8 protein-coding genes and 1 pseudogene are annotated in these 10,970 nt (G+C 62.0%); 2 read left to right on the forward strand and 7 right to left on the reverse strand.

The window, feature by feature from the left end:
* Window positions 1–136: pseudogene (locus LPA34_RS27025) on the reverse strand (ABC transporter substrate-binding protein); the annotation flags it as partial.
* Between the two features lie 499 nt (window positions 137–635).
* On the opposite strand from LPA34_RS27025, the gene LPA34_RS27030 reads away from it, so the two are divergent.
* On the forward strand, window positions 636–2,168 hold the full coding sequence (locus tag LPA34_RS27030; protein WP_324251783.1) for a methyl-accepting chemotaxis protein: 1,533 nt from the start codon (window positions 636–638) through the stop codon (window positions 2,166–2,168).
* 385 nt (window positions 2,169–2,553) lie between these two features.
* Window positions 2,554–3,582 carry a porin gene (locus tag LPA34_RS26525; RefSeq protein ID WP_228984060.1) on the forward strand — a complete coding sequence of 343 codons (1,029 nt, stop codon included), beginning with the start codon at window positions 2,554–2,556 and terminating at the stop codon, window positions 3,580–3,582.
* A gap of 510 nt (window positions 3,583–4,092) precedes the next feature.
* Here LPA34_RS26525 and LPA34_RS26530 read toward each other — a convergent pair.
* The 6 genes from LPA34_RS26530 to LPA34_RS26555 form a co-directional block, all read right to left on the reverse strand.
* Window positions 4,093–5,439 (reverse strand): MFS transporter, encoded by a 1,347-nt coding sequence (locus LPA34_RS26530; RefSeq protein ID WP_324251784.1) that lies wholly within the window; start codon window positions 5,437–5,439, stop codon window positions 4,093–4,095.
* A gap of 78 nt (window positions 5,440–5,517) precedes the next feature.
* Window positions 5,518–6,747 carry an MFS transporter gene (locus tag LPA34_RS26535; protein ID WP_324251785.1) on the reverse strand — a complete coding sequence of 410 codons (1,230 nt, stop codon included), beginning with the start codon at window positions 6,745–6,747 and terminating at the stop codon, window positions 5,518–5,520.
* Between the two features lie 23 nt (window positions 6,748–6,770).
* A complete protein-coding gene (locus tag LPA34_RS26540; RefSeq protein ID WP_228984067.1) occupies window positions 6,771–7,664 on the reverse strand; it encodes a type 2 periplasmic-binding domain-containing protein in 894 nt (297 codons plus the stop codon).
* Window positions 7,665–7,692: 28 nt separating this feature from the next.
* Entirely contained in the window at window positions 7,693–9,237 is a 1,545-nt protein-coding gene (locus LPA34_RS26545; RefSeq protein WP_228984069.1) for an acetolactate synthase large subunit, read from the reverse strand.
* Complete coding sequence (locus LPA34_RS26550; protein ID WP_228984070.1) at window positions 9,238–10,095, reverse strand: HpcH/HpaI aldolase family protein; 858 nt, start codon at window positions 10,093–10,095, stop codon at window positions 9,238–9,240.
* A 129-nt stretch (window positions 10,096–10,224) separates the two neighbouring features.
* Window positions 10,225–10,970: amidohydrolase family protein (locus tag LPA34_RS26555; RefSeq protein ID WP_228984072.1), on the reverse strand; the 746-nt coding region annotated here is incomplete at its 5' end.

Below are 10,970 nucleotides of genomic sequence, written 5' to 3' on the forward strand. Positions count from 1 at the left end.
GGAACGCGCCGATCTGCGGCTGAACGGTGATGAACTCGGCATCCACGCCCTCGATGGGAATGGTTCCGTTACGGATGGCCGACGTATGCGGGTGCTCAGCGATTGCGATCTTGAGCGGGACTTTCTGGGTCAACATCCTCTCCTGTGGATTGGTCGTCGCGGACAGCCGGATGAAGGCTCCAGCGCCGGACGTGTCGTCTCGATGGGGTGAGAATATTGGAGGACGGGACGCGCGTCCCTACACAAAAATCAGATTCACTGGCATTTTTTTGGTCGATCGGGGATTGCAGAAAGCCTGTCCTCACCAGCCACGTAGTGGGCATGATTTGCGGATGCCGACTGCCGACTGGCATTGCGCCACGAGAGCCCCGTCCGGAAGGTCGCGTAACAGCTCGGGCTGTCTTTGCCGTTTATCTCCTCGAGGGCCGCCAACGAAAAAGTGCCATTGAATCTGATTTTTGTGCCGGGACGTGCCGTCCATCGTCGAATATCGTCACTCGTTGAGACAATACGCCCGACCTTGGCACTTCTTCTGGCCAGTCGTCGGGCAGGACGCGAGAAAAAAAGATGTTAATTAGAAACGCCTCATTCGGGATCGCAATCGTTGAGCACGCCCACGCCCCTCGGAGCGGTACATGAAACTGGTCCATCAACTCCCGCTGGCATTGGGCGTTGCGTTGCTGGTTGCATCCGCGGCGGGACTCTTCGGCGTTTTCCAGATGAACGACGCCGCCAACACATACAAGCGGCTCATCGAAGTGGATGGTGCCGAGGAGCGCCAGGTAGCCGATGCGCTGGTCGCGTTCAAGAACCAGGTGCAAAACGGAAAGGACATCCTGTTGCGCGGCAAGGATCCGAGGCAGCTGGACAAGTATTGGACCGCCTTTCAGAAATACGAGCAGGCTTCCCAGGCCGCCACGGAGAAACTCGCGCTCGAGTTGCCTCCCGGCGACGTGCGCGCAAAGCTCGAACGATTCAACGTCCTTCACAGAGAGATGGGGCAGTCGTACCGCCAGGCGCTCGAACAGTTCAAGGCATCAGGATTCGATATTGCCATCGGCAACCAGGCGATGGATGGCATTGACCGTGAAGCGGTGATCCTGCTGCGCGAATCCGGCAGCAAGATCGTCGAGCAGACTACCGCTGCAATCGGCGACGCAAAGGAAAAGCAGAAGCGCGCAGTCCTTGCGAGCTTCGGTACCATGGTGCTCACACTGCTGGCGGGCATTGCTGGCGCAGTCATGTTTTCGCGCGCGATTACACGCAAGCTCGGGGGTGAGCCCGGCGACGCACGTGAGGCGGCACGCCAGATCGCGACGGGCAATCTCGATGTCGACCTGCACCTGCGGCCCGGGGACACAGAGAGTCTGATGGCAGCCATGAGGGCCATGACGGTCTCGCTCGTGCGCATTGTCGGACAGGTACGCAACAGCAGCGATTCCATCGCGACCGGCTCCGCGCAGATCGCGTCCGGCAACGCTGACTTAAGCCAACGGACGGAGGAACAGGCGAGCGCGTTGCAGGAAACCGCAGCGGCCATGGAACAACTGAGCGCCACCGTCAGGCAGAACGCCGACAACGCCCAGCAAGCGAGCGAGCTGGCCACCGGTGCCTCTTCAATCGCATTGAAGGGAGGAAACGTGATGGGCCAGGTGGTCGCGACCATGAAGGGCATCAACGAGAGTTCGCGCAAGATTGCCGACATCATCGGCATCATCGACGGCATCGCGGCGCAAACCAACATCCTCTCGCTCAATGCGGCGGTCGAAGCGGCCCGCGCAGGCGAGCAAGGCCGCGGCTTCGCGGTCGTTGCCGCCGAGGTCCGCAGTCTCGCCCAGCGCACGACACAGGCCGCGAGGGAAATCCAGGCGCTGATCTCCGAGAGCGTCGGACGGGTCGACCACGGTACCGCGCTCGTTGATGAGGCGGGCACGACGATGACACAGATCGTTAGCGCCATCCAGCACGTGACGGTCATCGTGGGCGAGATCAGTAAAGCCAGTATCGAACAAAGCGCTGGCGTCGAGCAGGTGGGCGAAGCTGTCGGCCAGATGGATCAGACGACGCAGCAGAATGCCGCGCTGGTCGAGCAAAGTGCCGCGGCGGCCGGGAGCCTCCAGCAGCAGGCCGCGCAGTTGGTCCAGTCAGTGGCCCAGTTCCGACTCTGATGGGGCATGGAGATGCAACTCGTTCGCGAGGTGCACTGTCCAGCATGTCTTCGGCACGCTGAAGCCTAAAGGTCTTCATAGGGGACCCGGAAAGTCCGGGGTGAAGCCTGCACCGGCTGGAATCGACATCGCGCGAATGGATTTCCGGGTGCACTACGTGGACGAAGAAACCGGTGAGATCGCGACCAGGGAAAATGCCAGCGAATCTGGTTTTTGTGCAGGGACGGGAGATCGAGCGTCACCTATTCTGATTGCGACAAAAATACGTCCGACCACTGCCCGCGTGGATCAGGATGACCTCGCGCGATCAGGTCACATTCAATAAAAAAAGTAACCGCGGCTGCACAACAAATTTTCAATAAAAACTGATTGATCAGGAGACGATATGAAAAAGCTGGTCCCGTTCGTATTTGGCGTTGCCTCGGCATGCGTCCTTAATTCTGCCTACGCCCAGTCGTCGGTCACACTCTACGGCGTCGTTGACAACGGTGTGGAATATCGCGATTCCGGTGCCGCGGGGGCACTGACGCGCGCCGTATCCGGCGGGCTTTTTGCGAGCAGATATGGCTTGAAAGGCAGTGAAGATATCGGCGGCGGCCTGCATATCAACTTTGGCCTTGAGCAGGGGTTCAATAGCGTGACCGGCGCGGCATCGAATGCAGCGGACGCCTTCAGTCGTCAGGCTTGGGTCGGCATGTCGGGCGCGTTCGGTGAAACGCGCATCGGCCTGCAAAACACGCCGCAGTACATCTTCATTAATCCCGAGCTCGACCCGTTGGCGGTGCAAAGCCTCGGCTCGCCAATGAATAACTTCAACAGCCTGACCATCCGTGAGAACAATGCGATCTCCTATTTCACGCCCAGCGTCTATGGCTTGAGCGCACAGTTCATGGTGGCAATGCGTGATACCACGACCAAACCGAGCAACGGATTTCAGTTCTACAATGCGGCGGTGCGCTACGTGAACGGGCCGTTCCACCTGGCGGGCGGCTACGAGCAGGCGGCTAGTCCGACTAGCGCCGCGTTGCTCAAGCTTTTCAATATTGGCGGATCAGTCGAGGTCGGATCCGCCCGGTTTTTCCTGGCATATCACAACGAGCGTGAGACTGACAACAGCGTGAAGCGCGAGGTCTTCGAGGTGTCGGGTTCATATTCGTTTACTCCCGCTGACAAGCTTTCGCTGATGTACGGCTATGCTCATGACAAATTGGGCACGGGCAACAATGCGCAGCAAGTGGGTGTGACTTATACCTATTCGCTTTCCAAGCGGACAACGCTGTACGGTTCCGCCGCATTCCTCCAGAACCGGAATCGTGCGGCATACGCCCTCAACGGCACCGGGTATCAAGGTCCCGCCGTCACGCCTGGCGTCGACTCTCGTGGCGTCGTGGCGGGCATCGTGCATCGATTTTGATGCGTGGCACCGGCTTCGCGGTGTCGGTAGTCAGGTTCGGATAGATCGCAGGTCAAACGGTTTGGCGTTATAGCTTTCGCCATCCGGCGGAAATACCGATGTCTCAAGTATCAGTTCGACGATCGAAGCATCGTCGATGTCGATAGCAGCCTGGATGCGACCCACGCGAAGGAGACAACCCGTTCGGCCAGATAGCCGACGAACGTGGGGGCAATCGCCCCGCAGTCGCCCGGACATACGCATTGTTCAGACCGATTGCACGGCTGCGGATGCGTGTGCAAACAGTTCGCCGAGAATCGGTTGCGCGCCCGTTTCGAGATCGCCCTGTAATAGTCCGACGATAAATCTTGCGCTATCTATCGGCGCTGAAAAGCGGCCGTCTCGTCGCGCCGCTTCCCGCGTTGTCCCGATTGCCGCGTTGCATATCATGTGGTGTCCGCAACACCGCGCAGCAGCATCGACCTGTTCGTCCAGTGGCTCGTTCCCGAAGCGAGCGCGACGATCGGCGCGTCAAGCCTGTTGACGTGCAGGTCCCGAATCGATCACGCCGTCATGCGGACTGGAAGAGACCTGCGCGTCCGCGTGCGCAGGTTCGTCGGGCAAGTCGTTGACTTTCGGCGCCCATTTGCGGCGCATCATGATCAACGTGTTAGCCGCGCCGATCAGCAGGAATACGAAGATGGCCGTCATCGGCAGCGTGTAGCTGTGTCCAATATGGAGCAACCAGCCGGACAGACTTGCCGATACGCCACCCGCGAGACTGGTGGCAACCTGCTGCAATCCCGTATTCAAGCCAACCGCCTGTTTCGGGATCAAGGTCAGCTTGCACAGCGCGAGGTTGTTCGTGGTGACGAGGCCGACCAGAGTGAGTGACAGCACGTTCCACACCAGCGCCATCTGCGGCGATTTCGTGTAGGCGCCGAGCAGCACCGTCGTCCCGCAGAGGAAGCCCACGACGATGAACGACTTGCGCACGACGACAGCGTCCTTGCCGCGCGCGATCAACCGGTCCGCAGCCCACCCGGAGGCCGCCGCAACGATCGCGATGCCGATGAAGCTGACGAACGTATAGAAGCCGGACTTCTGCAATGAAAGGCCGCGTTGCTCGACCAGATAGGCCGGCATCCACGTCATGCAATAGAACGCAAAATAGCTGTAGCAGAAGTTATTGACGAGACCACCCCACACCACCGGGCTTGCCAGCAGGTTTTTTAGCGGCACCGTCGCGGCCCGGCGCTTCGCCGCCACGAGTTGCTCTCTGGACGGGAAGTCGTTGCGAAGCATCAGCAGCCATGGCACGAGCCACACCAGTCCGGCGAGGCCGGTCACGACGAACATCGCCTTCCACGAATACGTGATGATGATCCACGCAGCGATCGGCGCGCCGAGCGCGGGCCCGAGCTTGCCGCCGACCGAGTAGATGCCGAGTGCGGTGCCCTTGCGCGATTCCTCGAAGTTATTGGCGAGATACCGATAGGTAGCCGGTACCACGACCGCTTCGGCCATGCCGATCAGCAGACGCATCAGGATCAGGCCCCACAGCGTCGTCACGAGGCCCGTAGCGGTCGCGGCAAGACACCACACCGCAAAGCAGATCGTGTACGGCCATTTCACGCCGTAGCGGTCGACCAGCCAGCCCATGGGCATCTGGCACAGGCCGTACGACCAGAACACGGCGGAATTGAGCCAGCCGCGCTGCACGTTATCCAGCGCGAATTCGTGTACGAAGCCCTTGTTAGCCAGGGCAGACGACAGGCTCGTGCGATCCACGAACGAGATCATCAGCCCGAGCGCAAGGAGCAGGACGATGCCCCACGGATTCTCGGCCGGTGTACGTTTGAACACGTTTGTCTCCATTGATGCCTTCCTTTTCGTTCTAATTCAAAATCTCTTTGCCTCGTGCCGTCGTTGCACGACGCCGAACCCGCAGCCGCACTATGCAACGATCAGCCGTTCCGTCTGGGCAAGCGACGGAAACAGCTTCCTCCACAATACGACGATCAGCACGGTACTGATCCCGCCGATCAACACGGACGGAACCGCGCCCAGCAAACCGGCCGTTACGCCAGACTCGAACTCACCGAGCTGGTTCGATGCACCGACGAAAATCGAATTGACCGCGCTCACACGCCCGCGCATTTCGTTCGGTGTCTGCAGCTGAACCAGCGACTGCCGCACGACGACGCTGACCATATCGAACGCGCCGGTGAGCATCAGCGCCCCCAGCGACAGCAGGAGATGACTGGACAGCGCGAACACCAGCGTCGCGAGTCCGTACAACGTCACCGAACCTAACATCACCTTGCCGACATTGTTCTGGATCGGATGCCGTGCGAGATACAGCGACATCAGCAGTGCCCCGACAGCCGGTGCGGAGCGCAGCAGACCGAGGCCCCACGGGCCCGTATGCAGCACGTCGCGCGCAAACACCGGCAGCAGTGCGGTAGCACCGCCGAACAGCACGGCGAACAGATCCAGTGAGATCGCGCCCAGCACTTCCTGGCGCGACCAGATGAAACCAATGCCGGCGAACAGGCTTTTCAAGGTTACTGGTTCGCGCGCGACACTCGCATGCGGGTGACGGATCAGACAGACCATCGCGATCGCGAACAGGCTCATTACCGCACAGGTGCCGTAGACCCTGGCCGCCCCCGCGACATAAATAAAGCCGCCGATCGCCGGCCCGGCGATCGTGGCGGTCTGCATCGCCGCTGAAGCGAGGGCCAGCGCGCGCGGCAACGCATCGCGCGGAACCAGCGCAGGCAACAACGCCTGCTGGGTCGGCTGCTGAAATGCTCTCGCCGTACCGAGACCTAGCGAAGCGAACAGGATCACGTCCCGGCCCAGCCAGCCGCCCAGCGTGCCCGCGATCAGCACCAGCGCGACGCAGAATTGCACGAGCAGGCAGCCGACCAGGATCAGTCGACGGTCGAAGCGATCGGCTACCTGCCCGACTATCAGACACAGCGCCAATGCAGGAACGAATTGAGCGAGGCCGACGAGACCCAGGTCGTACGCGCTGCGCGTGATGTCGTACATCTGCCACGCGACGATCACCATCATCATCTGGCTCGACATCGTCGTCGCCGTACGGCATAGAACGAAATATCGGAAAGGCGCATTTTCGACAACGGGGGTTTTCATTTCGACAACCGGGTTCTTCATCTATGACAATCGACTGAAAGGACTTAACCGAGGCTACCGGTCACGTCGTCGAACAGTTCGTCGACCGACAGGCGATGCGGGATGATCTTCTGGTCGAGCGTCCAGTCGATCGCGAGTTGCAGACCCTTACGGTTCGCCTCGAGCCCCATCGGCGGGAACACGGCCGGCACGCCTTCGGCACGCGCACGGCTCTCGACGATCATCCGGTACAGTTCACGCACCACGTCCGGTCGCTGCTTCGAGATGTTCTCGTGCACCACGAACATGTGATTGACCGGCACGACGTTCTCACGCGCGAACCAGTCCTTCGCGGCAGCCTGCGCATCGGGCACCAGCGTGCGCACGCGCTCGTCCTTCGGCATGTCCTCACCGAGCAGCGCAGCGGCCAGTTCACCGTCGAGCATCATCTGCGCAATCGAAGAACCCGCGGGTAGCCGCTCGCAGTTCTCCGGGTCGCGATACTCGGCCAGGTGCCCGTCACCGAGCGTCATCCACGTCACCTTGTCCAGATCGACGCCGTATTCATGACGCAGGATGCCGCGAATCCACAGCGCGGTCGTCTGCGTATAGGTGCGAACGCCGACCTTCCTGCCCTCGATATCCTTCGGATCGAGATGGCCGAAGTCGATGTTGTAGCCCGCGCAGTGGTGCTGCAGGCGCCCCGAGATCGGCGCCGGCAGCAGCACATACGGCTTGCCATACGCCTTCGCCTGCAGGAAGGTGACGATCGCGAGCTCCCCCGCGTCGAACCGGTTCTCGCGCACCATCGCCTTGAAGCCGTTGTGCGCCGGTGTCGGTCCGCAATAGTCGAGCCTGACCAGGTCAGAGCTCACCCGCCCGTCCTTCATCGCCTGCGTGAGCGCGTAGTCGGCCAGGTTGGTGCGCAGCGTCGGCACCCCAGTAAAGGTCGTTGTCATGGATGTGCGTCCTTATGCCTGAATGGAATTACAGTCTGACCTCGATGAGGCAGGGGCCCGCCTCGTTCACCGAGTCGGCCATGGCCTTGTGGAACGCCTCGGCAGTGTCGACCGCGACCGCCGGCACCCCCATGCTCTTTGCCATCGCCAGCCAGTCGATGCGCGGGCGGTCGATATCGATCATCGCGAGCGCGCGCTCACCCGGCTCACCGGCGCCCATGTTCGCGTACTCGGCCTTCAGGATCGCGTAGCTGTTGTTCGCGAAGATGATCGTCGTGACGTTCAGACCCTCGCGCGCCTGCGTCCACAGCGACTGAATCGTGTACATCGCGCTACCGTCGCCGACCATGCAGAACACGCGCCGCTCCGGGCACGCGAGCGCCGCGCCGGTCGCCACCGGCGTGCCGTAGCCAATCGAGCCGCCCATGTTGTTGATCAGGTCGTGAGGTGCGGCCCCCACGGTCAGCCCCATCGTCTCGCGACCTGTGGTCAGCGATTCGTCGACGAGAATGCAGTGCTCCGGCAACGCGGCGGCCAGCGCCTGCGCGATGCTGGCCGGCCCCAATGCTCCGGCCGGAGGCGCCGCGTCCGCGGGCTGCTGCAGCAGGGCCGGCGTGTTCGTCGCGCCCACGGCTTCGACCAGCATCTCGAGGCCGGCCACACCGTCCTCGCCGATTTCGACGAGCGAATGCACGCTGGTTCCGGGCGATTTGAGCAAGCTCGGCTTGTCGGGATAGCTGAAGAACGCGATCGGCTCCGTGGTCTCCACCGTGATGATGTGTTTGAACCCCTTCAGATACTCGACGGCCTGTCCGACTGCATACGGAATGCGTTCGAGCGTGACACGGCCTGCGCCGCGTTCGATGCGCGCGCTGAAGAACTGCGTCGCGATGCGGCAGCCCGTCGCCGCCTTGAGCTTGCCCGCCAGTTCAATCGCGCGGCCACGGGTCGAGTGACCCGCAAGCACGATCAACGTGGACTCGCCCGAACGCAGCACTTGCGCGACGTGTTCGACGCGGGCCGCCTCGGGCGCCTTTGGCGCGCTGAATGCGCGCGGCGGCACGACGGGCTCGCCCGCTTCCTGCCACGACGCGTCGCCGGGCAGGATCAGCGTGGCAATCTGCCCCGCGTGTTCGCTCGCCTTTTCGACTGCGGCGGCGACATCCCAGGCCACCGCGCGCGACGACCCGACGCGGCGCACCCAGTGACTCAGCGGCCGGGCGAGTCCTTCGATATCGGAGGTCAGCGGTGGATCGTATTTCAGGTGAGCAGCCGAATGCTCGCCCACGATGTTGACCATTCCCGACGATGCGCGCTTCGCATTGTGGATATTGGCCAGTCCGTTTGCGAGGCCTGGCCCCAGGTGCAGCAGCGTGGACGCGGGCCTGCCCTTCATCCGGTAGTACCCGTCCGCCGCGCCCGTGCACACGCCTTCGAACAGGCACAGCACGCTGCGCATGCGCGGGTTCTCCAGCGCCTTCAGGAAGTGCATCTCCGAGGTGCCGGGGTTCGCGAAACAGATGTCGACGCCCTGATCGGCAAGCGTCTGGACCAGGCTTTCAGCTCCGTTCATTCAATACCCCGCCATCTCGCGCGCCATGCCGACGACGCCATAGCTGCGCAGCGGCGCAGACATCAACAGTTTGTATCCCTCTTCGAGCAGCCGCTTGTGGTTCTTCGCATTCACGTGCGGATGCCCGACCACCACGTTGTGCTTGCGGCAGGTGTCGACGATCTGACGCATCGCGTCGACCACCACCGGATGTTCGTAGTCGCGCGGAAAACCCAGCTCCTGGCTCAGATCGCCTTCACCGATCAGGATGAAGCCGATACCGGGCACGTCGGCCAGAATGTCATCGAGGTTCCCGATCGCCTCGGTGCTTTCGCACATCAGCCCGACCAGAATTTCGCCGTGCGGCGCGAGCGGCCACACGTCGGCCTTTTTATAGTAATCGGCCATGCTCAGGCCCCAGTAGCGCGCTGCGTTTGCCGGACCGTCGCCTCGCGCGCCCTTCGGCTCGTAGAGCGGCGCGTTCTTCGGACGCGCATAGCGGCACGACGCCACCGCGTTATAAGCCTGCTCGACCGTCGCCACATGCGGCCAGATCACGCCGTACGCGCCGCGGTCGAGCACCTGTTTGGCGAAGGACTGATTCATTTCCGCGCCATTGGCCGGAATACGCGCAATCGGCGTGACGCGTGGCGCGACCGAACCGGACTCGACGATCTGCTTGCGGCTCAACATGTACTGCAACGCATCGCCGAGTGCCGCGACGTCGTATGGGTTGTGCTCCATCTCGTACACGATGCCGTCATAAGGCGCATCGCTCATCTCGATGGCGCTCTGCCTGTCCAGTTTGGCAAACGCGGCGAAGGCCGGCTTGCCGGATTCGAACGCGCGAATAATGCTGTTGAGTCGGGTGTCGCTCATGATCTTTCTCTTTCGTCGATTTATTCAGGTGAATACGCCAAGCCGGTGGCTTTGCATCGTCGCGGCCGCGCATCCGGTTCGTCAGCGAGGCTTACGCCTGCCCGGCTAACGAGCCCCGGCCACGAGAGTTCAGGCCAATACCGGATACAGCTGCTGCGCGGTCTTGCCGAACACCCATGCGCGGTCTTCCTCACTCAGACACGCGAGGCCGACCTGCGCAGTACCGAGAATCTCTGGCAGCGTGCCCGTCGACGACGGGAAATTCGAGCCCCACGCCATCCGTTTCGCACCGAAGGCCTCGACGACAAGCGGGAAAAACGTTTCGGCACTCGCGTGGCCTTTCTTTATATCGTCGAAGATGCGAGGCGTGAGCTTCAGATAGATGTTTTCGACGGGTGCCAGATCGAACAGGCTTTGTGCCTTTGCATACGGCACGCCGTCGGTCACATCCGGACGACCCAGGTGGTCGAGAATGATGCGCACGGTCGGAAAGCGCCGCGCGAGCGCCGTGACCTGCGGCAAGCCGATCGCGCCCGTCTGGATGCACATCGGCAAGCCGAGCTCGGCGCACAGTTCCCATGCGGGGTACGCACGCGTGTCTTCGAGTTCGCTCGGATCGAACTCCTTCGTGCTGCCGCCGGTGAAGAGACGCAGACCCGCGAGGCCACGACCGACCCATTCGCGGATGCGTTCCACGGCGTCCGGTTGCACGATGTCGACCGAGCCGACTGCCGCGAGGCGGTCAGGAAAACGGGCGCAACTGTCCACGACGTAACTGTTGTCGAAACCATAAGTGGTCGACGAATGAACCACCGCGGCCTTTGCAACGCCGGCCTCGTCCATCGACTCGATCAGCGTTTCGACGGTCGTCGGGC

The organism is Paraburkholderia gardini (genome assembly GCF_907164575.1).
GTDB classification, from domain to species: Bacteria; Pseudomonadota; Gammaproteobacteria; order Burkholderiales; family Burkholderiaceae; genus Paraburkholderia; species Paraburkholderia gardini.